Source organism: bacterium SCSIO 12844, assembly GCA_024397935.1.
In the GTDB taxonomy this organism is placed as follows: domain Bacteria; phylum Pseudomonadota; class Gammaproteobacteria; order Francisellales; family Francisellaceae; genus M0027.
The window spans coordinates 582,031-608,184 of the sequence record CP073743.1; the positions used below are offsets into that span (position 1 = coordinate 582,031).

Annotated in this window: 27 protein-coding genes; 23 read left to right on the plus strand and 4 right to left on the minus strand. The window is 33.0% G+C overall.

Going from position 1 to position 26,154, the window contains the following annotated elements:
• Positions 1-27 precede the first annotated feature (27 nt).
• From cysQ to KFE69_02780, 5 genes are all read left to right on the plus strand, one after another.
• Complete coding sequence (gene cysQ, locus KFE69_02760) at positions 28-834, plus strand: 3'(2'),5'-bisphosphate nucleotidase CysQ (protein ID UTW43083.1); 807 nt, start codon at positions 28-30, stop codon at positions 832-834.
• Between the two features lie 37 nt (positions 835-871).
• Entirely contained in the window at positions 872-1,564 is a 693-nt protein-coding gene (locus KFE69_02765; protein UTW43084.1) for a cyclase family protein, read from the plus strand.
• A 105-nt stretch (positions 1,565-1,669) separates the two neighbouring features.
• Entirely contained in the window at positions 1,670-1,876 is a 207-nt protein-coding gene (locus tag KFE69_02770; protein ID UTW43085.1) for a hypothetical protein, read from the plus strand.
• Between the two features lie 24 nt (positions 1,877-1,900).
• Positions 1,901-3,256, plus strand: a complete 1,356-nt coding sequence (gene dgt, locus KFE69_02775; protein ID UTW43086.1) for a dNTP triphosphohydrolase — start codon at positions 1,901-1,903, stop codon at positions 3,254-3,256.
• Between the two features lie 35 nt (positions 3,257-3,291).
• Positions 3,292-3,714 carry a hotdog fold thioesterase gene (locus KFE69_02780; GenBank protein UTW43087.1) on the plus strand — a complete coding sequence of 141 codons (423 nt, stop codon included), beginning with the start codon at positions 3,292-3,294 and terminating at the stop codon, positions 3,712-3,714.
• A gap of 9 nt (positions 3,715-3,723) precedes the next feature.
• Here KFE69_02780 and KFE69_02785 read toward each other — a convergent pair whose 3' ends face one another.
• Positions 3,724-4,767, minus strand: coding sequence for a D-alanine--D-alanine ligase (locus KFE69_02785; protein UTW43088.1), 1,044 nt, complete (start codon positions 4,765-4,767; stop codon positions 3,724-3,726).
• Between the two features lie 114 nt (positions 4,768-4,881).
• Positions 4,882-5,256: a DUF202 domain-containing protein gene (locus KFE69_02790; protein UTW43089.1), complete on the minus strand. Its 375-nt coding sequence runs from the start codon at positions 5,254-5,256 to the stop codon at positions 4,882-4,884.
• Positions 5,257-5,536: 280 nt separating this feature from the next.
• On the opposite strand from KFE69_02790, the gene KFE69_02795 reads away from it, so the two are divergent.
• The 4 genes from KFE69_02795 to KFE69_02810 all read left to right on the plus strand — a co-directional run bounded on the left by KFE69_02795 (position 5,537) and on the right by KFE69_02810 (position 10,823).
• Entirely contained in the window at positions 5,537-6,667 is a 1,131-nt protein-coding gene (locus KFE69_02795) for an acyl-CoA desaturase (GenBank protein UTW43090.1), read from the plus strand.
• 55 nt (positions 6,668-6,722) lie between these two features.
• Positions 6,723-7,493 (plus strand): orotidine-5'-phosphate decarboxylase, encoded by a 771-nt coding sequence (gene pyrF, locus KFE69_02800; GenBank protein UTW43091.1) that lies wholly within the window; start codon positions 6,723-6,725, stop codon positions 7,491-7,493.
• A gap of 108 nt (positions 7,494-7,601) precedes the next feature.
• Positions 7,602-8,330, plus strand: a complete 729-nt coding sequence (locus tag KFE69_02805) for a hypothetical protein (GenBank protein UTW43092.1) — start codon at positions 7,602-7,604, stop codon at positions 8,328-8,330.
• Positions 8,331-8,333: 3 nt separating this feature from the next.
• Complete coding sequence (locus KFE69_02810) at positions 8,334-10,823, plus strand: TcfC E-set like domain-containing protein (GenBank protein UTW43093.1); 2,490 nt, start codon at positions 8,334-8,336, stop codon at positions 10,821-10,823.
• A gap of 109 nt (positions 10,824-10,932) precedes the next feature.
• Here the strand turns inward: KFE69_02810 and KFE69_02815 are convergent, their stop codons facing one another.
• Positions 10,933-11,487: a hypothetical protein gene (locus tag KFE69_02815; protein UTW43094.1), complete on the minus strand. Its 555-nt coding sequence runs from the start codon at positions 11,485-11,487 to the stop codon at positions 10,933-10,935.
• A gap of 496 nt (positions 11,488-11,983) precedes the next feature.
• Between KFE69_02815 and KFE69_02820 the strand changes: the two genes are divergently transcribed.
• Positions 11,984-12,760, plus strand: a complete 777-nt coding sequence (locus KFE69_02820) for a hypothetical protein (GenBank protein UTW43095.1) — start codon at positions 11,984-11,986, stop codon at positions 12,758-12,760.
• Here KFE69_02820 and KFE69_02825 read toward each other — a convergent pair.
• Positions 12,743-13,930, minus strand: a complete 1,188-nt coding sequence (locus KFE69_02825; protein ID UTW43096.1) for a multidrug effflux MFS transporter — start codon at positions 13,928-13,930, stop codon at positions 12,743-12,745. The two genes, KFE69_02820 and KFE69_02825, sit on opposite strands and share 18 nt — an antisense overlap.
• A gap of 320 nt (positions 13,931-14,250) precedes the next feature.
• Between KFE69_02825 and KFE69_02830 the strand changes: the two genes are divergently transcribed.
• From KFE69_02830 to KFE69_02890, 13 genes are all read left to right on the plus strand, one after another.
• Positions 14,251-15,162, plus strand: a complete 912-nt coding sequence (locus tag KFE69_02830) for a LysR family transcriptional regulator (protein ID UTW43097.1) — start codon at positions 14,251-14,253, stop codon at positions 15,160-15,162.
• 29 nt (positions 15,163-15,191) lie between these two features.
• Complete coding sequence (locus tag KFE69_02835) at positions 15,192-16,646, plus strand: UDP-N-acetylmuramoyl-L-alanyl-D-glutamate--2,6-diaminopimelate ligase (protein ID UTW43098.1); 1,455 nt, start codon at positions 15,192-15,194, stop codon at positions 16,644-16,646.
• Positions 16,647-16,691: 45 nt separating this feature from the next.
• Positions 16,692-16,925, plus strand: coding sequence for a sulfurtransferase TusA family protein (locus KFE69_02840; protein ID UTW43099.1), 234 nt, complete (start codon positions 16,692-16,694; stop codon positions 16,923-16,925).
• A 10-nt stretch (positions 16,926-16,935) separates the two neighbouring features.
• Positions 16,936-18,288, plus strand: coding sequence for a UDP-N-acetylmuramoyl-tripeptide--D-alanyl-D-alanine ligase (locus tag KFE69_02845; protein UTW43100.1), 1,353 nt, complete (start codon positions 16,936-16,938; stop codon positions 18,286-18,288).
• Positions 18,289-18,341: 53 nt separating this feature from the next.
• Positions 18,342-19,508, plus strand: a complete 1,167-nt coding sequence (trpB, locus tag KFE69_02850; GenBank protein UTW43953.1) for a tryptophan synthase subunit beta — start codon at positions 18,342-18,344, stop codon at positions 19,506-19,508.
• A gap of 44 nt (positions 19,509-19,552) precedes the next feature.
• Positions 19,553-20,338, plus strand: a complete 786-nt coding sequence (gene trpA / locus KFE69_02855) for a tryptophan synthase subunit alpha (protein UTW43101.1) — start codon at positions 19,553-19,555, stop codon at positions 20,336-20,338.
• Positions 20,335-21,276 carry a 16S rRNA (cytosine(1402)-N(4))-methyltransferase RsmH gene (gene rsmH / locus KFE69_02860; GenBank protein ID UTW43102.1) on the plus strand — a complete coding sequence of 314 codons (942 nt, stop codon included), beginning with the start codon at positions 20,335-20,337 and terminating at the stop codon, positions 21,274-21,276. Before trpA ends, rsmH begins: the two co-directional genes overlap by 4 nt.
• A 38-nt stretch (positions 21,277-21,314) precedes the next feature.
• Positions 21,315-21,647: a cell division protein FtsL gene (ftsL, locus tag KFE69_02865; protein UTW43103.1), complete on the plus strand. Its 333-nt coding sequence runs from the start codon at positions 21,315-21,317 to the stop codon at positions 21,645-21,647.
• 4 nt (positions 21,648-21,651) lie between these two features.
• Positions 21,652-23,331, plus strand: coding sequence for a penicillin-binding protein 2 (locus KFE69_02870; GenBank protein UTW43104.1), 1,680 nt, complete (start codon positions 21,652-21,654; stop codon positions 23,329-23,331).
• Positions 23,332-23,448: 117 nt separating this feature from the next.
• The gene (locus KFE69_02875) at positions 23,449-23,787 is read left to right on the plus strand and encodes a hypothetical protein (GenBank protein ID UTW43954.1); all 339 of its coding nucleotides are present in this window, start codon (positions 23,449-23,451) and stop codon (positions 23,785-23,787) included.
• Positions 23,784-24,638: a DUF692 domain-containing protein gene (locus KFE69_02880; protein ID UTW43105.1), complete on the plus strand. Its 855-nt coding sequence runs from the start codon at positions 23,784-23,786 to the stop codon at positions 24,636-24,638. Before KFE69_02875 ends, KFE69_02880 begins: the two co-directional genes overlap by 4 nt.
• Complete coding sequence (locus KFE69_02885) at positions 24,628-25,374, plus strand: putative DNA-binding domain-containing protein (GenBank protein UTW43106.1); 747 nt, start codon at positions 24,628-24,630, stop codon at positions 25,372-25,374. Before KFE69_02880 ends, KFE69_02885 begins: the two co-directional genes overlap by 11 nt.
• Positions 25,375-25,453: 79 nt before the next feature.
• Positions 25,454-26,143 carry a hypothetical protein gene (locus tag KFE69_02890; protein ID UTW43107.1) on the plus strand — a complete coding sequence of 230 codons (690 nt, stop codon included), beginning with the start codon at positions 25,454-25,456 and terminating at the stop codon, positions 26,141-26,143.
• The last annotated feature ends 11 nt before the right edge of the window (positions 26,144-26,154 follow it).

Consider the following 26,154-nt stretch of genomic DNA (forward strand, 5'->3'; position numbering starts at 1 on the left):
TGTTGCATCCAGGCGATTTAAGATGCTATGAAAAAATTAATGAATCATGTGATAGATATTGCATCAGAGGCTGCTGAAATTTTAAGATTCTATCATAAAAAAGTAATCGATATTAAAAGGAAAGATGACCAATCGCCATTAACCATAGCGGATATGAAGGCGCATCAATGTATTGTAGAGAAATTAGAACATCTAACGCCGGATATTCCAATTCTCTCTGAAGAATCAAATCCTTTGCCAACTTATCAAGTACGAAAAAACTGGCAGAAATATTGGTTGATTGATCCTTTAGATGGTACAAAGAGTTTTATTGATGGAAAAGATGATTTTGTCATTAGCATTGCGCTAATAGAAGCACATCAACCAATAATCGGTATTATTTATGTGCCAATAGATGATATTTGTTATTTCGCATCTGTAAAAGATGGTGCTTTTAAGCGAATTATCTCTAATGGCAACTCTAATGATATAAAGCTTGTAAGTAATAATGAGCGTGATGAGGTATTGAAAATTACATTAGGTAGTTCAAAACCATTATCTGAGCGTTTATTATATAAATTAGAAAGCGTTAAACCCTATCGTTTAATAAAAACTGCTTCAGCATTGAAGTTTTGCTATGTTGCTGAAGGGAGCGCAGATATTTATTTAAGGCTTTATCCTACTTATGAATGGGATACAGCAGCAGGGCAATGTATTTTGTCTCAAGCAGGTGGCAAATGCGTTGACTTAGAAAATAAAACTATCTTATCCTACAATAGAAAAGATAGTTTAATAAACCCTTATTTTATTGCTGGCGTACCTTGGGCAATGGAACGTTTAAAAAAGTACTTGTAATGATGGATAGTTAATTAATTTAAAGAGGAAGATTAGCATGAAGTTAGGATTAAAATTTATAGATTTAACTCATACTCTAACAGCCGATACACCAACTTGGGATGGACATTGTGGCTTTAAGTATCAGATTGCACATGATTATGCTGATGGTGAAGAAGTAGACAACTTTAGAATTCAACATTTAAATATCAATGCGGGGATTGGCACACACATTGATGCGCCTAATCATTATATAGAAGGTGCATCATCCATAGCAGATCTTCAGCTAAGTGAATTAATTTCTCCTTGTGTTAAAGTAGATGTATCCAAAAAAGCAGATGAAACATATCAAGTAAGTGTTGCTGATTTGGCATCATTTGAAGCGCGTCATGGGCGAATTAAGCGAGGTGTAATGGTTATTTTTTATAGTGGCTGGAGCAAGTTTTGGCAAGATAAGAAAAAATATCACAATAATTATCGTTTTCCCTCAGTATCCAAAGAAGCTTGTGAATATTTACTTGAACGAGATATTGCAGGTATTGGAATTGATACACTTTCACCTGATGTGCCTGAAAGTGGCTATCCTGTACATAATTTATTATTAGCTAAAAATAAATATATTGTTGAGAACATTGCTAATGCTGATAAATTACCTGAAATAGGTGCTTATAGTATTGCTCTGCCGATTAAAGGTGCATTTTTAACCGAAGCACCGATGCGCCTAGTTGCATTTATGCCAAATAAAAAATAGTCGTATTTAACGCACAAGCAAAAAATAAACAAGTTGCGCAATGGTTTTAGGCATAGGAAAATATTTACTTATGGAAAATCATTATTAAATAATTAGGAGAATCGTTTGAATCAGAAGCGAGTTAATAAATGGGCATTTGTTTCATTTATACTTGGTGTTATCTTAACTATTGTTAGTATGTTGTTGATTCATTCAGCTTATGGTGGTGAACTTTATAGCCGTATCCATTGGCTAGTTACTTTAGTTGTTGCCATTCCCTGGGTTATTTTTATTATTTGTTTATTTATTATGTTATTTGCTGATAAAAGTTAACACGTAATAAGGTATTTAAATTTAATGTCATTATATCAACCTAAAGATTTGTTTCGTCCATTTTTAGAAGAAGATAGTGAAAAACCGTCATTTACACCATTTCGTCGTGACTATGCGCGGGTGATTCATTCGGCATCATTTAGGCGTCTTCAGGGTAAGACGCAAATTTTTCCGGGTCTTGAAAGTGATTTTTTTAGAAATCGTTTAACGCATTCATTAGAAGTTGCACAAGTGGCAAAAGCAATTACTGTGCGCTTAAATGAAATGCATCAATTAGATATTGATCCGGACTTGGTTGAAACAGCGGCACTTTGCCATGATATTGGCCATCCACCATTTGGACATAATGGTGAACGTGCATTACATGAGAAAATGCGCGAGTATGGAGGATTTGAAGGTAATGCGCAAACATTGCGTGTATTATCCGTTATTGAGAAAAAAGTGATTGATGGAAATTTACCTGTTGTTAACGGTGAAGATAAGCGCTATGGGCTCAATTTAACATACCGCACATTAGCGGCAGTTTTAAAATATGATTATAAAATACCTCCTTATGTTGCTCAAACAGGAATAGAGCCACCGAAAGGCTATTATGTAAGTGAGGCATCACTGGTTGATGAAATTAAGGCACATGTATTATCTGGCTATGAACTAGATGTACAAACACCATTTAAAACGATTGAATGCCAAATTATGGACTTAGCTGATGATATTGCTTATTCAACCTATGATTTAGAAGATGCCTTAAAGGGTGGTTTTTTATCACCTATATCAATGATTGGTAGTGATCAAAAAACACTTGAATCAATACAGAGTGCTGTTTTAAAAGAAGGTATTAATTTATCTACTTCTGAAATTCGTGATATTGTAAAACATATTTTTTCAAGTGTTTTTTCAATCAATGAGGGGCTTGAATCAGTGTATCAAAAGGCTAAAAATCTTGCTCATAGTGGCTATATTAGAACAAAATTGACTTCACAGTTGGTGTTTTTTGCATTAAATGGCATTGTGTTTGAACATAATGATCAGTGTTCTTTATTATCTAAGGTTTATTTATCAGATGAAGTTAAAGCGCAGGTTGAAGTATTAAAACAGTTTATTTTTCAATCTGTTATTAAGGCAACTAAGCTTAATATTGTCAGATATCGTGGTGGTGATATTATTGCAACATTATTTGATCTTTTAAGTACAACACAAAAAGAATTATCATTTTTACCTGAAGATATTGGACAAATTTACTATGCTTATGACCCTTCAGAAAAAGCAAAACGTAAGCGTATTATTTGTGACTTTATTGCTGGGATGACAGATCGTTATGCAATTGAGTTATATGGGCGTTTTAAATCAGATAAGCCGCAAACGATATTTAAGCCTTTGTAAGTTATAAGATAAAAGCATATTATTGGATTTAGATTATGAGTATTTGGAAAACACCGACATCAGCAGATGAAATGAATCAACGTGGTAAAGGAACTTTATCAGATCTTTTAGGAATTGTTTATACTGAAGTTGGTGATGACTATGTTAAAGCAGAAATGCCTGTCACGGATAAAGTCAAACAACCAATTGGTATTATGAATGGGGGTGCTTCATGTGTGATTGCAGAGTCTGTTGGTAGTTGTGCTGCTAATTATGCCGTTGATTTAACAAAGCAGTACTGTGTTGGATTAGATATTAATACCAACCATATACGTGCTGCATATAAAGGTAAAGTTATTGCTACAGCTAAACCATTTCATATTGGTAGAACAACGCAAGTTTGGTCAATTGACATCCATAATGAAGCAGGAAAACTTGTTTCTGTGAGTCGTTTAACGATGGCTGTTAAAGATCAATAAGATACTAATTTATATGATATTTTTTCGCCTAAAACGTCCTAACGCTTTAAAACAAATTTCTTCTAATGCGTCAGCGATGGAAATATTCGAAGTATTAGCCGATTTTGGGTAGAGTGAGGTTGGCGTAAGCCCTGGCAGTGAATTAGCCTCAAGAAACCAAAGTTGCTCTTTTTCATCTAACATAAAATCAACGCGACTATAATCGTGTAAGCCTAATGCATGATGTGCTGTTAGTGCTGCAGTTTTAATGCAAATTGATAATGATTGATCAACTTCGGCTGGGAAAATTTCTTTGACAGTACCTTGTTGATATTTATGATAATAGTTAAATGTATCTTCATCGGTGATAATCTCACCTGGGCTTAGTGCTTGGTCATCTAAAACACCGATTGTAAATTCTCGTCCCTGTATATAATCTTCTATTAATATTTCATTGTCATAATAAAAAGCTTGCTCAAGCATTGCATCAAACTGATCCTGATCATAAGCAATATTAACTGCAATACTTGAACCCTGTGTATTGGGCTTAACAACAATTGGGAATTGATGGATATGAACATCATGGTGATTTAATTGGCTAATTAAGCGCCAATTAGGTGTAATTATACCTGCGGCTTGTACTAAACGCTTACTAAAGTGTTTATTCATTGCAAGTGCGCTAGAGATAACATTACTGCCAGTATAGGCAATGTTTGCAAGCTCTAACACTGCTTGAACATGCCCATCTTCACCAAATTGACCATGTAATGCAATAAATATAAGATCATAAGATTTAAGGTCATTTAAGTACTTAAATAGATTAGTTTTAAAATTACTGTCTGCTTGATAGCGATATTTATCAGGTGGGCTCTGTGCAACATGATAGCTAAATATCTCTTTTTCTTGGTATTCTTTTAAAATACCTTGCTCAGTATCAAAAGGTGTTACACAATGCCCTTTACTACGCAATGCTTTTATCACAGTTTGCGCACTGGCAATTGAGACATCTCTTTCAATACTAATACCACCAAATAATACGGCAATATTTAGCTTTAAAGCTTTATCTTGATTCATGCAACCCCATAATTAATCTTATTTCTATTATTTTTTATAATGGTTTATTGAAATTGTAGCTTAAAATAAATAAATTTCACAAATTTGATATATCTTTATGTGTTGTATGCGATTTTAAACATTCTTACCAATGTATGTGGCTAGGAACATAAATACAAGCACAAGTAGAACTGCCAGTAAGACATTTGTTAACAGTGAACCATAACTTTGTGTTTTCTCTGATTCAATCGATCGTTTGAGCATTAAATAGCGTATCGTTGCTGTAATAATCATTATAACTGAGACAATCATTAGAAGAAGTCCAGTTAATTCAGCACTTAATGAATGTTGAAATTTAATATTGGGATTATGAACCGATTGATGCAGATAGCTTAAAAATATATCAAATCGTTCAATTAAAAAGCCAAATGCCATAATGGTAATTGCTGTTCTAATCCATGCAAGAAATGTGCGCTCATTAGCTGCATGGTCATTGAAGCTTTTAATCATTGCAAAATCTCCATAAGAATTACTGTAATATTATGACTTTTATTATAAAAGTATAGGTCTATTATGATGAAAAATGTATACTAGAAAGCCGAATAGTTGCTAGTGATTATTTTTGTTTTTATTGATTTAAATCAAAAATTGATCAAAAAATAAACAAAAATAACTGGAAATTATGTAAAAAACGCTATACAATCAAGCTCTCATCACGGTAAACTAGTTAGTGAAAGCGACAAAATTTATTGTAATGAAGATAATTAAAATATTATAAGGTTTAAAATAAATGAGCGAATATAAAGGTAAGTTAATCTGGAAGGCAATTTTAGTCTTATTTCCAACACTTATTATCGCCTTGACCGTTGTACCATGGTATGGTTTTGCTATTGGTTATAGTGGCTGGGACTGGTTTTGGTTTGGCTTTTTTATGGTTGCAACTGGTTTATCAGTAACCGCTGGTTATCATAGACTATGGTCGCATCGAGCATATAAAGCATCGTTACCACTAAAACTATTTTTCTTAATTTTTGGAACAGCAGCGCTTGAAAATAGTGTAATCCAATGGGCTTCTGATCATAGAAAGCATCACCGTTATTGTGATGATGAAGATAAAGATCCGTACGGTATTACACGTGGTTTTTGGCATGCACATATTTTTTGGATGTTAAAAGAGCATGAAAGCGGTGAGGATGATTTATCTGATGTTAAAGATTTAATGAATGATAAGTGGCTAGTACTTCAAGATCGTTACTATGGCTGGTTTGCTACATTTTTTGGTTTTTTATTACCATTTATAATTGGTAGCTTCTATGGTAGTGCTTGGGGCTGTTTCTTATTAGCGGGTATATTACGTATTGTTTTAAACCATCATTTTACATTCTTTATTAATTCAGCTGCACATTATTGGGGTAAACGTCCGTTCAATGATAAAAATACAGCGCGCGATAATCCTGTTTTATCTTTAGTTACTTATGGTGAAGGCTATCACAACTTCCATCATAAATTTGCAGGTGATTATCGTAATGGTATTCATTGGTATGATTTTGATCCAACGAAATGGTTAATTTCAGCTTGTCAGTATGTTGGTTGGACAAGAGACTTAAAAAGAACGCCGAAAGAAGTTATTGAGCATGCAAAAATTAAAATGCAGTATCAAGAAGTTAAAGAGTCGCCATCATTAATTTCTAAAACAACTACTGGTATTACAGATGGTTATCATGCATTAGAGCGTCAATACCATCAGGTTGCTGATGCAATTGGTCAATGGGCTAAAGCAAAACGTGATTGGTTAAAAGCAAAGCAAGATCAATTATCTAAAACACATATTGCTGATTTAGAAAAGCAGGTTCGTCATTTAAAACGCATGATGCGATTAGAAAAACGTAAATGGCGTAGAACTTTAGCTTTGCATGCCTAATTAAAATTAAATACAATAGCTATTAAGATTATTAATAAGGCCTTGAACTTAGAATATGACTAATAGCTTATCTAAGGATGCTCAAATGCATCCAATCCTTAATAAATTAAATCAAATTATTCAAACTAAAAAAACTAATCTTGCAGTTTCAGCAGATGTAACTGAAGCTGATCTTTTAATTCATTTAGTAGAGCAAACAAAAGAACATATTTGTGTATTAAAAACACATATTGATATCTTAGAAGACTTTACACCATCTGTTACCAAGAGATTGCGTCAACTAGCTGATAACAACGAATTTTTAATTTTTGAAGATAGAAAATTTGCTGATATTGGTAATACAGTTTCTCATCAGCTACGTGATGGTATTTATCATATTGCCCAGTGGGCTGATATTATTAATGCACATATTCTACCAGGTGAGGGGATTATTGCAGGCTTAAAAAAAGGTGCTCAAGGTCGCGATATTGGACTATTATTATTAGCACAAATGAGTAGTAGTGAAAATTATTTTACACCTGCTTATACACGAGCAGCTGTTAATTTAGCGCAGAAGCATAAAGATTTTGTTATAGGTTTTATCGCACAAGAAAAACTAACTGATGATGAATTAGTTGTGATGACACCGGGTGTTCAATTAAAGTCAGGTACGGATGCACTAGGGCAGCAATATAATACGCCTAATACAGCTATTTTAGATCATGGCAGTGATATTATTATTGTTGGGCGTGGTATTTATCAAGCAGATAATCCTAAAGAGGCTGCATTGAGGTATCAAAAGGAAGCTTTTGATGCTTATGTAAAACGCCAACGTATCATTGCGTAGCAAATAATGTTTCATAAGTCTAAAACATTTATTTTTTTCAATAAAATTGGCATAAATTCATTATAGAAACTAAAATCCAATATATATTATTATGTTGGGGTTGTAATTATGTCAGTTTCTACAGTAATGGCACATAGTGCTAAATTAATACTGTATTTAGCATTATTATTTATGTTTTCTTCTTCATTGGCCAATATAACAGTAGCACCACTTGTGTTAGATTATTTTGCTAAAGATGGCAATATAAAGTTTGTTAAAGTTGCGAATAAAGGTGATAAAAAAGCTTATGTTAGTGCAGATACTTTTTTAGTTAAAAATCCTAGAATGCCGAATCAAGAGCTTGTTAAAATAACAAACCCAAGAACGCTAGGTATCCTTGTTACACCAAGACAGTTTGTGCTGAATCCTGGAGAGACTAAAAACCTTCAATTTATTTTAACCCAGCCTTTTGATCAAAAAGAGTCAGTTTATCGTGTTGAAATTAAACCTGTTTCTGGTGGTACAAAATTAAAAGTACTCAATCAAGGTGATGCTAGTCATTTTATGGGGGTTAAAATAGCTGTTGGTTATGCGGTGCTTTGTATTAAAAGACCATTATCGATTAAACCAGATATACGTATCGAAAGATTAAGTCCAACGAAAATCGAAATATTAAATGATGGTAATGTCAGTATTAAGATTACCAAGCTTGAGCAATGTAGCTCTGATGGTGCATGCAGTAATTTACACAATGCAAGAATATTTCCATCGGGTAAATTTCAAACGGATATCAAAGAAAATTATCAAATTAAAATGACTTATAAAATAGGGTATGAATTTTATTATTTAGATGCATAAAAAATGAACTGTAAGATCTGTTACTTAATTTATTTTTTAATTGCTATTTGTTTTATCTATAGCATTGCATTAGCTAATGATAAAAAAAAGCCGCCTACAGTAGAAATTATCGAGATTGATACAATACCCAAAGGCTTTGAAAACCTTGAATCTCAGCCAAGAGATTTTTATGTTGATGTTATGTTTAATGCTAAAAAATTAACGACTGTAAAAGTTAATTTTAACCCAGTTTCACAAACCGTATTAATTTATAATCCAACGCCTATTATGCGCCAATTACATAATGTTAAGTATAAAGAAGAACTCTTATCTATGTTAAAAAAGCGTATGCCTGCACATCTTGATAAGGTTTGTAAAAATAATCCGTCAGAGCACTGTGGTTTTATCATTCCTGATAAGATTGCAGTTATATTGGACCCTAATAAATACACTTTGGAACTATTCATTGGTAAAAAATATTATACTAAAACAAAAAGGGCACCTTATTTATTTGATAATCCTTATGATGGTTTTTCATATCGTCAGCAATTTCAAGCCAATATCTCAGGATCTGATAATGCAGATGATGATAATTATAATTTTAATACTCTTAATATATTAGGTTATAGAAAATCTAAAGCAGAGGTTGGCTTATCCCTAGCTCAAACAGGTAGCCAAGAGAGTTATCGACTTGATCCTTTATTTGCAAGTACAAACTATGATCATTATCAAGTTAATGGGGGATTTTTTCAAACACCAGGTGATTTAATTTTACAGTCTCAAGATATTTTAGGTGCATCATGGGGTACTAATTTTCAAAATTTTGCCAATCATACAGAGACTTTTTCGACCCCACTAGAAGTCTTTTTACCCATTGCTTCGCGAGTTTCAGTTTTTAGATTTAATCGATTGATTTTTAGCCAATTTTATCCTGCTGGCAATCAAATTATTGATACTTCAACTTTCCCCCAAGGCTCATATAATATTGTTATTGAGACGACTAATGAATATAACCAAACAGAAACACAAGAGCGCTTTTTTGTTAAAAATTCTCTAGTACCAATCCAGGGATATCCATTATATGAAATAGCAGGTGGCGTTATCAATACGAATAACTTTAATGAAGACTTGTTCCCTCAAGTTGGAAAAGATCCATTTTTTTCAACATTTTATTCAATTAGAGCCTCGAATAATATTGCACTTCAATCGTTATTTACAGGGACTAATTCTAAAGCTTATCTATCATTAGGAGCAATTTATTTTGGTAATTATCAGTCTGAACTATCAACTCAATTAACGGGCGGCACAACAGGTGAATATGGAATAGGTATGTCATGGGGCATGCAAAAAGAACCTTTTTATATGAACTCTACAACACGATATATATACCGACCTAGTCCTTCAGAAACACTCGATATTTTTGATTATAATCCGATACGATTAAGTGGTCTTTTTTTAACAACACAGATAAGTTATGCATTTGATAAATTAATGATGAATTTAAATATGCTCTATAACTATCCACAAGACAGTAACCAAGCACACTCTTACTCAATTGGGCCATCTGTACGTTATCCATTTAAATTTTCAAGTTATGATAGAAATTATTTAGAGCTAAGTTTGACAAAATCTCAGGATAATTTTACAGTCTTATTATCAGTTAAATTTAATTTTACCCATCATAATTTATTTACGACCATCACACCAGGGGTTAAATATACCGATGATACACCAGATGATAATGCTAGACGCATTGAACCAACCATTGCAATTAGTTCAAGTTATGATATTAGAACACAGGATTATGCTCATCTATCTTTAAATGCGGGTTACTCTCAAGATTCATTTGTTAAAAACCTATTCTTTAGTCCAATCTATCGTAGTGAATTAGGTAGGTTACAATTAGAGTTAAGTCAAACTTATGGTGATCCGGATTTATTCCAGTATTCGGGCAGTTATTTTGGACAAGCGACTTATTCGTCAGGTCAGTGGGATTTAGGAGGTCATCAATCGGGTGTTTCAGGTGTGCTAATTCAAATTGAAGAAAATGATGATACTGATAATAGTTATTTTCAAATACTTGCTAATGGTTATGTGATTGAAACAGTAAAAGTTAATGAAATTAAGACAGTATTTCTTGCGCCTTATCAATCGTATGATATTTCAATTAGGCCTTATAAAGGTAATACATTTAAACAATATGATAATATACCTAAAAATATTACCCTATACCCTGGTAACTTCGCTTATCTTAATTGGAAGATAAAGCCTAAAATTATTTTATTAACGACATTATATGATATTAATAAAAAACCACTTATAAATGCTTTTTTAACCAATACTGAAGAACCAGCGATTACTCTGGAAGAAGGCTTTTTACAAGCTGAAGTTTCACCTGATTTAACTGAATTAGAATTTATTCTTCCTAATGATGATAAATGTAATGCTAGTTTACCTAAGGATAAGACTATTACTGATAATTATCTTGATATTCCATATTTAATTTGCAAATAAAAAAGCAGTAGTGGTTAAAAAATGACAAATAAGACTAATTAAACTAGAGTAGACATAGAAAAGGCGCATTTATTTGCGCCCTTATTAATAGTTGGTTTGATTGTTAAGGTTAGTTAGGTGCAATAATTAGTGTTAAGGTATCACTATAAGCACCATCAACTGCTGCGGTTAAATCAGCATTTAAAACCCTAACAAGTAAAGTTGCATTATCGATACCACCGCAGGTATCACTTGTTGTGTTTGCATTTGATTGTGCACCACTTGTTGTACCACTAGAGCCAGCACCAAACCAGCTTGCTGTTGAAGTACCCACTGAACCACCAGCCTGATCTTCCCAATATACTCGATACTCTAAATAGTTAGAGCCTCCATCATAAAGTGAAAAATTACCACCTTGTGAATTTAGACTTGAAGCAGTAACTGTATATTGTCCAAGTGATTCATTTGTATAAATACATACATTTTGCTGGTCAGTCACTGTACCTGCTACCCAGTTACCTAAATTAAAATCGGATAAATTTGATATTCTAGCAATTTCACCAACATTAATTGAAATATCAACTGTACCCGTTGAGGTCGCACCTGTTGTACCTTGGGTAGCTGCAAATGAATAGCTAGGTATCAGCATAGCTGCAGCAATTAATAAAGATAATTTCTTAAGCATATCATATCTCCTGCGATTATTTATTAAATAAATTTAACATATATTAATTTTATTAAAATAATGAAAACAATACAAATTTAAGCGTGATTATTTTGACATGCATTTTTAAATATCTTTATAATTCAATAATATAAAATATTAAACTTTTAATAAATTTAATATAGTTGGTTATTTTATTAGGAGAAAATAATAAATTAAGCACTAAGTGGGAGTAGTTATTATCTTATTTTTTGCTTGTGATGTAGCTATTTTCTATGGGGCATCTAAATAAAATCATATTTGACTATGATCAAAATGCTCTTGCAAATATTTATTACAGATTAAAGCACTAAGCTATTTGATTTTAAATTTGTAATTCAATTATTTAAAAATTATTTCGCTTAATTTTTTTGTTTAAAATATTTCTTTTATTTAATTTTAATGATTGTTAATCCTTCAGAAGAGTGAAATTATATGCAATATTTTATTATGTAGTGTTGTAAGGTTATAAAACGTTATGTCAAAAACAAAGAAAAGTAATTCACAATCCTTTAGGTATCGTCAATTTTTATATCAAAATATGGTATTTAAAAATTCTGGTGATGAAAAATTTCATGGTGATTATCAAAGGGATTTATCAGCTGGAAATTTAGAGATTGGTAAAAATAAAGACGATATAAATCAACATAAGGACGATGCCCAAGCAATTACAGAAGCTAATTTTAGTGAATGTTTAGAAAGGTATTTCAAAGACAAGGAATTTGCTAGTTTTGCAAAGCAGTATTTACATCAAAGTGGCATTCTCTATCTTTTAAAAGCTGCAATCATAAAGGAGGCAGCTGAAAAAGGTTATCATATCGATCAAAATGATATTCAAGTAAAAGTATCAATCAAAGAAGATCAAGGTAACTTGGTGATCGATGAAGCAGTTGAAATAATGAAAATACAAAAATTTGATCATGAGTATGGTGGGCTTAGATCAGTAGCAGAAGCTGAAGACAGTGATTATTTATTAAAAGCAGAAGCTAAATATGTTGTAGCCCATGATACAGATAATAATCGATGGAAAGGGCAAATAAAAGATACTACTTTTGATTATAAAGATGATAAAACTCAAGAAGCGCTTGATGATAGAAGCATTACAACTAGAATTAAAGACTGGTTTAAAGGAAAATTTAATTTGAATCAAAAAAGTCAGTCTAATACTTTTAATCCTGACTCTAAATATATTTTTTATTGTCCTGATGAAGCTGTTAATTTGGAAAAAATGAAGAATTCAGACCTTAAATGGTAAGCGTAGTTTTAAAAATAGTAATGCTAATATGGTCATTACAACCATTAATATTGCAAAAGGAATTGCGCTATGTACCCCATGAATTGTAAGTAAAGAACCAATAATGCCAGCGCCTAAAAATTGTATTGAGGTTAAAAGTGCAGATGCTGTGCCTGCAAGTTGAGAAAAATTTGCTAAAGCTAGTGCAGTTGCAGGGCCAAATGATAGGCCTAAACCAAATGAAAGCATCATCATAGGTAACATAAAATTCAATAGGCTTAAGCCATTTAAATCGTTAATAATCAGCATCCATACGCTGCCAATAATTGAAAATAAAACACCGAAAAACACAGTTTTTTGCATAGTCAATTGATTACTTAGTCGATTAGATAATAAGCTTGCGATAATAAATACGATTGCATTTAAGCCAAAGCAGAGTCCGTATAACTGTATGCTTATATGAAGTTCACTGATAAGTAAGTAAGGAGAGATTGCACAAAAACAAAATAATGCTGTAAGACACATAAGTGTAATAAAGCTATATAAGCGAAATGATCCATTTTTAAATACTGTAAAATAATTATGGATTAATACACTGAGGTTGATTTTGATTTGCTGCTCTTTTTTTAATGTTTCACTGATAAAGCAATAAGATACAATTAAAGTGATAATCGAAAATAATAATAAAAATCCAAAAGTTGCACGCCAAGAATTAAATAATAACATTAAATAACCACCTAGTAAGGGAGCTGTAACTGGGGCAATCATTGTAACAGAGCCTAATTTACTATACATTGTCGCACCTTTTTCAACTGAATAGATATCTCGTACAATGGCATAGGCTACAATAATTAATGAGCAAGCACCTATTGATTGAAATAAACGCGCTAATATCAAAAGATTAATTGATGGAGCAAAAAAACACAGTAAAGTACCAATAAAATAGATGCTTGTACCAATTAAGACAATTTTCCTTCTACCAAAACGATCAACCAATGGCCCAAATATTAATTGACCAAGGCCTGATCCAAACATGAAAATGGTTAATGTCCATTGGACAGTCGTTGCTTTACTATGAAAATAATTAACAATACTTGGAATTGACGGGACAAAAATATCCATTGAAATAGCAATGCTTAAGACAAGTGGTATCAGGATAAGTAGTGTTGTACCCTCGCTTTTATTCCACATATTGAATGTTCCATAACGACTAATTTGGCTTCACTATAACATTGGATCATTAAAATAGAAATTTGATTTATATATTTCATATTTTTAGAAATAAAAATAGAATTAATTGGTTAATGACGGATGCCTAGGGTTGCAATCTTAAGCATCCGCATATAACCCCTCCCCCCAGAAGCAGTACTTCTAAGCCTTTAAATGGTGTTGTAATAAGCTTGAAATCGTGGTTGTCTTTGCCTCTGACCCTTACAATAATATTGATTATTTTAGGAAAGTAAATCATAATAATCAGAAGGGGTATTTCAAAAAAATAGAAATAAGAGATTATGCGTAGAAAAATAAATTTAGAAGTGCTTGAGTTGCTTGATATTATTGATAAAAGAGGTAGCTTTTCAGCAGCGGCAGAAGCACTGTTTAAAGCGCCATCTGCGATCACATATGCCATTCAAAAGCTTGAGGGTGACTTAAATATTCAATTATTTCAAAAGAAAGGGCGTCAAGTTGAAATGACGCCTGCAGCACGAGTATTATTAGAAAAAGGCCGAGATATTTTAGACTCTGTTGATTTATTACAGCAAACAGTGATCGAAACAGATGCTGGTTGGGAACCTAAAATTACAATTGCAGTTAATACTATTTTAGGCGTTGAGTATTGTTATCCTGAAATCAAAGAATTATATCAAATACGGCCTGATATTGAGGTAACACTCCATGAAGAAGCACTAGGTGGTCTATGGGATACGGTGTCAAATGATCAAGCAGATTTAGCTATTGGTGCAGCAGGATTACCTGGACATGAAGTTAAAGGACTAGAGATTATTAAAATTGGTCATATTAATATTCATCTAGTAGCAGCACCAGATCACCCGTTAGCACATTTGGGGCGAGATTTAACGGTAAATGATTTAATTAATTATCGCTTTGTGACAAATAATAATACAGGTATAACACCAAGGCCGGATATTATTTTATCTAAAAAAGCAGCACTACGTGTTCCGACGATTCAAGATAAATTACATGCTATTATTGATGGTTTGGGCATTGGCTTTATGCCAGATATTAGTATTAAATATTTTGCATCTAAAGGTGAAATTGTTGTATTACCTTATGGAAAAGAAGGTGTGCCACTTTGTAATACCCTTTATTTATTATCTAAAAAAAGTAATCAGGGTAAAGCACTGAATTGGTTAATTGAAAAAAATAAGCAAAAATCATTTGAGCAGTATAGAATATATTAAAAATAATCATCATCATTTAAGCTAGATTAATGCAAGGAAGAACGATAGGAGAGTTAGCTCACTACTTTAAGTTAGATGGGCTAAAATTAGCAAATGCTGAAAAATATATCCGCCATTTAGTCATAGATAGTCGAAAGGTAAAAAAAGGTGATGTCTATGTTGCCTATCAAGGTGCAAGTTTTGATGGACATGCTTTTATTGAAGATGCGATCAAACAAGGTGCTATTGCAATTATTTGTGAACATTCAGTAAATTACTCAGTTAGCACTTTAGTGGTTCCATCGATTAGAGAGAAGCTTGCTCAACTGGCAATGTGGTTTTATCCAACCTCAGATAAATTAAATATTATCGCAACAACTGGAACCAATGGTAAAACTTCAATTGTCTGCTTATATGCTCAACTAGCAACATTGTTAAATGAATCTTGCGGAATACTGGGAACAATTGGTAATGGTTTATGGCCATCACTTAAGCCGGCAGCTAGAACAACAGATAATAGTTTGGCGCTGTGGCAGAACCTATCAGTTTTAGCTAAAAAGACAAGACAAGTTGCCATGGAAGTATCATCTCACGCATTAGATCAAAAGCGATTGACTGGATTAAAATTAAATTGTGTCATTTGGAGTAATTTAAGCCATGATCATTTAGATTACCATCGAACATTAGAATGCTATTTTCGAGCAAAATTAAAATTATTTCATGACTATGATTATGACTATGCAGTGATTAATTATGATAACAACTGGGGCAAAAAAATATTAGCTTCTATAAAGGAGAAAAAAACTTATAGTTACAGTATTTGTTCTAAAGATGCTGATTTATATGTTGAAGTTTTGATGCAAAAAAAGATTGGTTATCGGGTATGTTTACATTTTAACGGCCAGCAAGTACCGACTGAAATTAATCTAGTTGGTCAGTTTAATTTAGAAAATGTTGCTGCTGTAGTTTGTTCGTATTTGGCAAAAGGTACTTCATTAAAGTTAATCGCATCAAGATTGCCTCAATTAAAACCAGTTACTGGACGTATGGAGATGATTAAACCTGAGAATAGACCATTTATTGTATTAGACTATGCGCATACTCCTGATGCATTAGAAAAGGCATTGGTAACAATTCGCTCACAAATGAATGCAAAGCAGAAACTATGGTGCGTATTTGGCTGTGGTGGTGATCGAGATGTCAGTAAGCGTGCGATTATGGCATCAATTGCTGAGAAGCTTTCAGATATGATCATAGCAACCTCAGATAATCCAAGAACTGAGGCACAAGAATTAATATTTCAAGATATGAAAGAAGGCTTTCAAGGTTTAAAACCAATTCTTTTTATTGAAAGTCGTAGAAGTGCTATCGAGTATACCTTAACAAATGCCAATGAAGATGACTGGGTATTATTAGCTGGTAAAGGTCATGAACGATATCAAGAAATTAATGGTGATTTTTTATTATTTGATGAGAAAGAGATTATTGATTCACTATCTCAGTAAGTTAAACTAGTTGCTAGTATTTTTATGATTATTTAGGAAAGTATAATGCATAAAGCATATCATGTATTATTAGATGTAAAAGGCTTGATGTGTCCAATGCCAATTTTAAAGGCAAAAAAAGTACTCAAGGGCTTAACTACAGGTGAAATTTTAAAAGTGCAAGCAACTGATCCTGCTAGTGAAGCTGATTTTAAAGCATTTACTCAGCAAACAAAAGATCAATTACTTGAAATTGAAATCATTGATGGTGTTTTTAATTTTCTAATTCAAAAAGGATAATGATTAAGTGATGATGACATTAAAAGCGTTAGCAGCTGAAATTGATGCTGACTATATTGGTGATGATGTTGAGTTTCAAGGTGTATCGATTGATACAAGAACCTTAAAACCTGGCGAGTTATTTATCGCGATTAAAGGTGAAAAAATTGATGGGCATACTTTAATTGATCAGGCAAAACAAAAAGGTGCTAGTGCCTGTATGGTTGAATATAAGCTTGATTGTGATTTGCCACAGGTGGTTATTACAGATAGTCGTATTGGCTTAGGCAAACTTGCTCAACTATGGCGAAGACAATTTGATGTGCCATTTGTAGCCATTACTGGAAGCTGTGGAAAGACTACGGTTAAAGAGATGTTAGGCTGTATTTTAAATCAAAACAATCAAGCATTAGTAACCGAAGGTAACTTTAACAGTGATTTTGGTTTACCAGTTACATTAGGGAAATTAAATGAATCCTATGAGTATGTTGTTTTAGAAGCTGGCAGTAATCATCTGGGTGAAATTAAATACCTAGCAGATATTATTCAACCTGATATCGCTTTAATTACCAATGTTGATGCAGCGCATTTAGAGGGGTTTGGCTCATTGGATGGCGTGATGACTGAGAAAGGTGCTTTATTTGATAGTTTGCATTCTAATGGTATCGCAATTGTTAATTATGATGATCAAAGAATACGAAACTACGCAAAGTCACTTAATGTTAAGAAAATCTATTTTTCAGAAGTTGATAAAACGGCAGATATTTATTTAGCTTCAGAACCTTTTATTAACGATCAATTTTTAACTTTTGAAGTTTCAGTTGGAGGTGACACTTGGCAAGTTGAGTTAGCACTTTTAGGGCAATATCAAATAAAAAATGCCTTAGCAGCAATGGCAGTATCTTATGCATTAAATATCCCCAAAACAACAGTTTTATCAGGACTTAGGCAATTAGCACAAGTTAAAGGGCGCTTTATGCCAATTCAATTATCAGAGCGTATTTTTTTAATTGATGATACCTATAATGCCAGTGTTCCTTCAGTTAAGGCCGCCATTGAAACATTAAGTCAATTTGAAGGAAAGCGAATTATTGTTATGGGACATATGGGAGAATTAGGTGATGATGCGAGTAAGTATCATAGAGAAATGGGACAATGGTTATACAGTCAATCCATAGATGAAATTTATTTGTATGGTGATTATGAATTACTATCTAATACGATTAATATTGTCCCTGATGCGCATTACTATAATGATAAGGCAGCGCTTATTTCAGATTTAAAAGCAAGTTTAGAAAAAGAGACAAAAAAAACTTGGGTTTTAGTTAAAGGCTCTAGGGCAACTGAGATGGAGCAAGTCATAAAAGATTTAGTTAAGCAATAAATTATGCTAGTCTGATTAACACATAAGCTTGAAATAATGTAATGAGTAAAAAAATGCAATTAAATAGTCGTTTTGGCCGTTATGGTGGTTGTTATGTCCCTGAAAGTTTAGTCTCAGTATTAGAAGAAATTGAATCAGGATTTATTCGTGCAATTGAAGATGAAGCATTTCTTAAACGTTTTAGCTATTTGTTAGATAATTATGCAGGTAGAAAAACACCATTAACATTAGCAGAAAATTTATCCAATGAATTAGGTCGTAATATCTATCTAAAAAGAGAAGACTTATTACATGGTGGTGCACATAAGACTAATAATTGTATCGGTCAGCTATTATTAGCAAAATATTTAGGTAAAAAGCGTATTATTGCAGAAACAGGTGCAGGTCAGCATGGTGTTGCAACAGCAATGGTTGGTGCAAAACTTGGGCTAGATGTAGAGATTTATATGGGTTCTGTTGATGTTAAACGCCAAAGACAGAATGTCGAGCGTATGCGTTTATTTGGTGCAACAGTTCATTCTGTTGATAGTGGTAGTGCAACACTAAAAGATGCAATTAATGAAGCACTAAGAGATTGGATTACTTATGCTGAGAATACTTATTATTGTTTTGGAACAGCAGCAGGTCCACATCCATTTCCAACCATTGTGCGTTATTTTCAAACAGTGATTGGCAAAGAAGCAAAAGATCAAATACTTGATTTAACAGGCCAACTACCAGATGCAATTATTGCTTGTGTTGGAGGCGGTAGTAATGCAATTGGTTTATTTTCAGGGTTTTTAGATGATTTAGATGTTGCTATTTATGGTGCTGAAGCAGCTGGACACGGTATTGACTCAGGAGAACATGCTGCAACGTTACTTCAAGGTCAAGAAGGTGTATTTCATGGTATGCAGTCGTTATTTTTACAAAATGAAGATGGGCAGATTAAAGAGCCTTATTCAATCTCAGCTGGATTAGATTATCCTGGCATTGGACCAGAGCATGCTTATTTAAAAGAAATAAATCGTGTTAACTATCTGGGTATTACCGATACACAAGCGATTGATGCATTTGAAATCTTATCTAAGAAAGAAGGTATTATTCCTGCATTTGAATCATCACATGCTGTGGCATTGGCATTACAGATTGCAAAAAATTACCCTGAAGAGAGTAATCTAATTGTTAATCTATCAGGGCGTGGTGATAAGGATTTAGAGAGTTATTGGCAAATTCAATAATTTCAAATGACTAGTTGTGTTTAATTTAGTTTTGGAAATAGATTATGAATCGTTTTGAAAAATTATTTAAAAATGATAATAAAGTACGTTTGGTACCTTTTTTTACTTTAGGTGATCCTTCTTATGAAGATAGTCTTTTAATAATTAAAGCTGCAATTGATTCAGGGGCAGATGCGCTAGAACTAGGTTTTCCTTTTTCTGATCCAGTTGCAGATGGACCAACGAATCAACGATCTATGGCACGAGGCCTTAAATCTAATATGAATGTCGATCGTTGTTTATCCTTATTAAAAGAGATACGTGCTTATAATGCGGACATACCGATTGGGCTTTTAATTTATTATAATCTGCTATTTAAACGTGGTGAGCAAATTTATCAAGAATTAGCAGATTGTGGTGTTGATGGTGTTGTTTCAGCAGATCTGCCTTATGAAGAAGCATTTGAACATAAGAAAAAGTTAGAAGCAAAAGGTGTTGGTTGTGTACAATTAGTTGCACCAAATACGTCGCTTGAGCGCGCAAAATTGCTATTTGAACAATCCAGTGCTTTTACTTATGTATTAAGTGGTTATGGGCCAACTGGCGCTAAAGAAAAACTTGCAAATCAAACAATTAAACGAGTAGAAGCACTACGTCAATTAACTGATAAACCAATGATAGTTGGCTTTGGAATTAGTAAGCCCGAGCATGTTAAAATGATCTGCCAAGCTGGTGCAAATGCAGCCATTGTAGGGAGTTATTTTACCTCAATGATTGAAAAAAATTTAGATCAGCCAGCAAAAGCACGAGAAGAAGTCAGTGAATTTATCCGCCAGGTCCATCATCAATGAGTAAACATATCTCTGTTTTATTAAAAGAAAGTATTAATGGACTAAATATACAATCATCTGGTATTTATATTGATGGTACATTCGGTCGAGGTGGCCATAGTGATGAAATTTTAAAATTTCTTAATCCACAGGGTCGACTGTTTGTATTTGATAAAGACCCACAAGCAATTAATTATGCTAAAGAAAAATATGTTAATGATGAACGGGTGATGATTCATCATGGCTCTTTTAAAGAGATGAAATCAGTTGTTCAAACACATAATTTACTTGGGCGTATTAATGGTATTTTATTAGATTTAGGTGTTTCTTCTCCACAGCTTGATCAGTCTGAGCGTGGTTTTAGCTTTCTTAAAAGTGGTCCTTTAGATATGCGTATGAACCCTCAAGTTGGACTATCGGCAAGGGAGGTGTTAATAGAGTACGATGAGCAACAATTAGCGGATATTTTTTATCAATATGGCGAAGAAAGATTCTCTCGTAGAATTGCCAGAGCAATTAAATCTTATTTAAACGAAGGCAAAAAAATAGAGATAACTTCTGAATTAGCAGAGTTAGTTAGTCATGCAATTCCCAAAGCACGCCATGAAAAACATAAACACCCAGCAACAAGAGTTTTTCAAGCATTGAGAATTTTTGTTAATGAAGAGTTAGGTGATTTAGAAAATCTATTAAATGATGTTAAATCAATCCTATCTCATCAGGGGCGCTTAAGTATTATTAGTTTTCACTCACTTGAAGATCGGATTGTAAAGCAGTTTATTCAAAAAGAAATTACCGGTAATCAAGCGCAAATACCAAGAGGTTTACCGATAGAGTCATTTAAAGCTAATTTTAAATGGATTGATAAGAAAGTTAAGCCTTCAGATGATGAATTAAAAGTAAATATTCGCTCAAGAAGTGCAACCTTAAGAGTAGCTGAACGAGTAATTGATGTATAATGAACAATAGTAAGTAACATAAATGAGGCTTAAGCTTAATGCAACTTTCAAGGAATGAAGTTAGAAGACGTCTAATTGAAGCAATTAAGGCAAGCTTTATTAATCTACAATTTTTAATTATTGTGGTTTTATCTGTTTTGGTTTTAGCATCTTCATTTGCAGTATTGGATCAAAAGCTTAAATTTAGGGAAGCAACAATCAAGTATCAACAATACGAAAAAGAAAAAGAGTCATTACATGTAGAGTGGACGCAATTATTATTAGAGCATAGTACTTTAGCATCACCCGCACGAGTTGAACGAGTTGCAAAAGATACACTCAAAATGCATCTACCTTCAATTAAGGATATTCGATTGATTAAGGAGCCATAAATTCATGCGAATGGGAAGGCTAGTATTTATTATTATAATTTTATGTGTTGCAGTGTTTAGTATTGTTTATAGACTTGTCTATTTTCAAACAAAAGATAAGTCATTTTTAGATCAGCAAGGTGATTCACGTATGGTGCGTATAGTGAATGAACATGCATTTCGTGGTAAAATTGTTGATCGAAATGGTTATCCGTTAGCGATTAGTACGCCTGTAGATTCTATTTGGGCAGACCCTAAATTTATCGATTTAAATAACGCAAATACTTATGAAGTATTTAAGCTGTTAAGTTTATCGGCTGATGAAAAAAAACAAATATTAGCACGTATTAAGAAACGTTTAGGACGCTATGGCTTTGTTTATTTAAAACGTAAGGTACCACCTTATATTGCTGAAAGAATAGAACAAATGGAAGTGCCAGGTATTCATTTGATACGAGAATACCAAAGGTATTATCCAGATGGTGAAGTAACTGCACATGTTGTAGGGTTTACGAACATAGATAACAAAGGTGTTGAAGGCATTGAGCTTGTATATGATAACTGGTTAGATGGACATAGCGGTCAGTATGAGATGTGGCGTGATTTAAAACGCAATCTAATTAAAAAAATAAAAACACTAAAAGAAAAACAAACAGGTGGTGATTTAGCTTTAAGCATTGATCGACAGATTCAATATATTGCTTATCGGGCATTAAAACGAGCAGTTATAGAAAGTAGTGCAGAAGGTGGTAGTGTTGTTGTGTTAGATGTCCATACAGGTGAAGTATTGGCTATGGTTAATCAACCTTCTTTTAATCCCAATAATTTATCAGACTCAGAAGTGGCAGCGAGAAGAAATCGAGCAATTACCGATGTATTTGAACCGGGCTCAACAATTAAAACTATCAGTGTGTTAGCAGGTGTTGAATATGGAGGCTATACACCAGATGATGTCTTTGATGTTTCACCTGGCTATTATTATTTAAATAAATTACCTGTTAGAGATTTTAGAAATTACGGTGAATTAGATTTACGTCATGTAATGGTTAAGTCAAGCAATGTGGGTATTTCACGTATGTTATTAACCATGCCAAAAGAGACACTACCTAATTTATTAAGAACGCTTGGTTTTGGCTCAATAAGTGGTGTTGAAGCCATTGGTGAGCGTAGTGGTTATGTTCCTATGAATATTAAAAAATTAAGTGATTTTTCTTTAGCAACTTTATCGTTTGGCTATGGTATGAACTCAACTGCATTACAATTAGCTAGAGCCTATGCAGCATTAGCTAATGGCGGCAAATTAGTCCGCCCAACATTATTACGTATCGCGGATAAAAATCAAATTGAATCGCTTCAAGTGATTAAACCTAAAGCTGCAATACAGACTTTAGATATGCTGACATCTGTTGTTGAATCTCCTGGAGGGACTGGTAAAAAGGCTAGAATAGAAGGCTATCTTGTTGCAGGCAAGACAGGAACGGTGAGAAAACCAATCCCAGGAGGTTATGCAACCGATGCCTATATGGGGTTGTTTGCAGGGATTGCTCCAGCAGATAATCCAAAGTATGTCATTGTTGTAGTGATCGATGACCCTAAAGGAGAAAGTTATGGTGGAGGTACGGCAGCAGCACCTGTATTTGCAGAAATTGCTGAACAAATCTTAAGATTAAAAGCATTAACACCAACTAAATTGACACATATGTAATTTAATTGAAGATTAATTTTCATTCAAAGGCGTGTTTTATTTGCAAAGCATAAAATAGCGCACTAAAATTTGAGAAGCATAGATAATCAAAAAGGAGAAATTATCATGAAGAAGAAAATGTTAATCGCAATGGGAACTGGCTTGGCATTAAGCTTAACAAGTAGTATATCTTTAGCAGGGAGTTCTCATGGTAATAATATGCAAGCACAGGATATGAACTCAGGCTATAGCAATAGTAGTAGCTCAAAATCAGCAAGTGGCAGTTGTGGTGCTGGTAAATGTGGCGCTAAAATGAAAGAAGCAACAGGAAAGTGTGGTTCTGGCAAGTGTGGCTCAGGAAAATGCGGCTCTAAAGATAAGAGTGCATCAGGAAAGTGTGGTGCTGGTAAGTGCGGCGCAGGCAAGTGTGGTTCTGGTAAATGTGGTGCTGGCAAGTGTGGTGGTTCTAGCGAATGACCAATGCTTTAGCTAGCTTAGGCTATTGTGGATTAGGCTTAAGGAATGAATTTTTAGATGATTTACTTTATCTTAATCCTAAGCCAATTGATTTCTTAGAAGTTGCCCCAGAAAATTGGCTTGATATTGGCGGAAAAAGAGGTAAGTTATTTCGAGCCTATAGTGAGCAATATCCAATAATCTGCCATGGATTGTCACTATCCATTGGTGGATTACAACCAATTGATGTTACTTTTGTTCAAAGACTAAAGCAATTTTTTCAAACACATAAAATTCAATTTTATAGCGAACATTTAAGCTATTGTAGTGATGAGTATGGGCAGTTATATGACTTAATGCCCATGCCTTTTACAGAAGAGGCTGTTTCTTATATTGCCAAGCGTATTATTCAAGTTCAGGATATCCTAGAGCAACAAATTGCATTAGAGAATGTTTCTTATTATGCAAAAATGCCAGGGAGGTTAACTGAAGCTGAATTTATTAATGCTGTGATAGAGGAGGCAAATTGCCTTTTACTATTAGATGTGAATAATATTTATGTTAATAGTGTTAATCATAACTATGACCCATTGATATTTTTACAAAAAATGCCAAAAAAAAGCGTTGCTTATTTTCATGTTGCTGGCCATTGGCAAAAGTCTTTTGATTTAATTATTGATACCCATGGAGATAAAGTAATAGAACCTGTATGGAACTTATTAGATAAAGCCTATGAACAGTTTGGATTAGTTCCTACACTATTAGAGCGAGATAATGATGTTCCTGCACTTGATGAACTGTTATCTGAGGTTGATGATTTAAAAAAAATTCAATATGCATATCAGAAGGAATATCAATTATATGGTAGCTGATTTTCAGCAATTACAGATTGCATTTACAAAACAAATTCGCCACGGTAGTGATGAAAAAAGTGATTTAAAAGAAGTGCCAGCTGAACGAATTGAAGTTTATCGGTCCTGTTTTATCAGCAGTATCAAGGAAATATTAACGAATTGTTTTCCAATATTATCTGAAATTTTAAAAGGCAGTCGATGGCAACTTTTAGTAGAGAATTTTTATGCACATTCTCATGCCCAAACACCTCTATTTTATGAAGTTCCGGAAGAATTTTTATCTTATTTATTAGAAAATAAACCATTCATTGATGAGCTGCCCTTTATTAATGAATTAGCACATTATGAGTGGATGGAACTTGTATTAGATATCGCAGAAGGTAATCCAGCAAAACCAACGGTTGATGTAATTAATTTTGAAAGTGCTAAATTATATGTATCTTCTTTAGCAGAAGTAGTTGCCTATCATTATAAAGTTCATCACATTAATTTGTCCTATCAACCAACAGTTGATGAGCAAGTTGCAACTTATTTATGTATTTATCGTAACGATCAAGATCAAGTAAAGTTTATGGAGTTAAATGCAGTTAGTGCAAAATTTATATTGATGTTAAAAGATAAGCCTAAGGTTGCTATTAAAGCAATGCAAGAGCTAGCTTCTGAGTTGAATATAGCTGATGTTAATCAATTTGTTCTATCAAATCAAACGTTGGTTACTAAACTTCTTAATGTAGGTATTTTGTTTGCTGATTGATTTTAAAGCATTACTCATATTAGAATTAGTTAGTAATTTATATGTTGATTAGAAAATTATATACTGTGGAGTTAGCTTAGTGATTGGTCAATTGAAATTTAGGTTATATTATTATCTATTTTCATTTTTATTGTTATTTGTAACAAGCTTTGGACTAGCTTATGCAAAAGAACCAGTATATATTCAATTAACGTATAAGGATTTATTAGCTGCAAAGCTTTGGGGTTATAGTCAATATAATAATAAAAAATTGGTATCAATGATTAAATCTGATATTGTTGTTTATGCTGAGATTTTTACACCGATACTTTATCAGAAGTATCAAGGGGATAAAGAAGCTTTACAAAAACATTTTCAGCGTATTTTAAATGTTTTTATTGGCCATTTAAATCATTACTATCAGAATAATTACTATCTTGATAAGACCATTACATTAGGGAAATTTGACAGTAAAAATGCATCATTTAGTGTTGATATACCAAAGCGATTTTTTATTAAATATAATGGAGACTTGCCGTACTCAATCAATGGGTATAATTTTTTACCTTCGTATTATGTTGACTTGAAAGGCAATTATAAGACTGAATTTACCTACTCCCAAAAAAGGGGAAAAGAAATTCAAGCAAACTCCAATCAAAAAGCTTGTTTAAGAGTATTCTTAAAACCACAATCGTTATCTCAAATGAATTTAGTGCATCGTTATGTCGATGATAATTACTCAGCAGAAACACTTAGTTTTCATTTATATCCAAATAAAAGTTGTGACTAGTTAAAATAATT